This window comes from Paraplanobispora siamensis, from assembly GCF_016863175.1.
In the GTDB taxonomy this organism is placed as follows: domain Bacteria; phylum Actinomycetota; class Actinomycetes; order Streptosporangiales; family Streptosporangiaceae; genus Planobispora; species Planobispora siamensis.
The window spans coordinates 1-1,287 of sequence record NZ_BOOJ01000135.1; the positions used below are offsets into that span (position 1 = coordinate 1).

The following is a 1,287-nucleotide window of genomic DNA, read 5'->3' on the forward strand; positions in this document are numbered from 1 at the left end:
GAGGGGCCTCGGAGATTCCAGACAGCCGTCTTACGGTCGTAGAGCCTATGCGGCTGCTTGCTGTGAAAGGGCCTCGTTCAATACCTCCAGGGGTGGCCGGTAGCCGAGCGCCGAGTGCAGGCGCCGCCGGTTGTAGAACCCTTCGATGTAGCGGATGACCTGCCGTCGTGCTTTGGCTCGGGTGGCAAAGACGAAGCGGTGCAGCCATTCGTTCTTGATCGCGGAGAAGAACGATTCGGCCATCGCGTTGTCCCAGCAGACCCCGGTGCGGCCGACCGATCGGCGAATGTCCAAGCCGGCCAGGACGCGGCCGAACTCCTGTGAGGTGTAGTTCGAGCCGCGGTCGGCGTGGAAGATGGCGCCGGGCTGGAGCAGGCCGGTGCCGGCGGCCATCCGGATCGCGTCGATGATCAGCTCGGTGCGGTAGTGATCGGCCATCGCCCAGCCCAGCACCGCCTTGCTGTGGCAGTCGATCACCGTGGCCAGGTAGAGGAAGCCCTCCCAGGTGCGGATGTAGGTGATATCGCCGACCAGCTTGATGCCCGGCCGCTCGGCGGTGAAGTTCCGGCCGACCAGGTCGGGGATGCCCCGATAGTCACCCTGGACGGTGGTGGCCGGACGGAACTTCCTGACCTGGGCCGGGATGAGGCCTTGCTCGCGCATCAGGGCGCGGACCAGTTCGGCCGAGCAGTGCTCGCCGCGGCGGACCAGGGCAGCGTGCACGCGCCGATATCCGTAGGTCTCATGGGAGTCGGTGAAGATCTCGGCGATGAGGGCGGCCAGCAACGTGCGGCGTTGCGCGGTGGCCGAGGCCGGCCGGGTGCGCCACTCGTAGTAGCCCGAGCGCGACACGCCCAGCCAGGCGCACATCTTGGCGATCTTATGGTGCGCCTTCTCCGCATCGATCAGCTCGTACGTGGCGAGCGTCATCGATTCTCGGACGCGAAGAAGGCGGCCGCTTTTTTCAGGAAGATCAGCTTCTCGCGCAGCTCGGCGTTCTCCCGCTCCAGCTCCCGGATCCGGGCCCGCTCCGGCCCCGAGACCGGCCGCTGCTCGCCTTGAGCGCTCACGATCCGATGCCGGTTCACCCAGCTGCCCAGGGTGCTGGCGTTGATGTCGAACTCGCGCGCTACCGACGCGACCGTCCGCTCGCCCTCCAGCACCATTCGGATGGCTTCTTCTTTGAACTCCGGCGAGAACTGCCTACGACGCCTCGTCACGTACCTACCTCTTCCAGACTTCTGTCAGCTTATGTAGCCGACTGTCCGGAATCTGTAGGGCACCTCA

At 65.9% G+C, this 1,287-nt stretch carries 1 protein-coding gene; it reads right to left on the reverse strand.

Going from position 1 to position 1,287, the window contains the following annotated elements; genetic code table 11:
• Window positions 1-45: 45 nt before the first annotated feature.
• Window positions 46-1,220, reverse strand: a protein-coding gene (locus Psi01_RS42880; RefSeq protein WP_204069955.1) for an IS3 family transposase whose coding sequence is annotated in 2 segments (ribosomal slippage) — window positions 46-959 and window positions 959-1,220 — 1,176 coding nt in all. Because the reading frame shifts where the segments join, the coding sequence is not laid out codon by codon here.
• Window positions 1,221-1,287 lie beyond the last annotated feature (67 nt).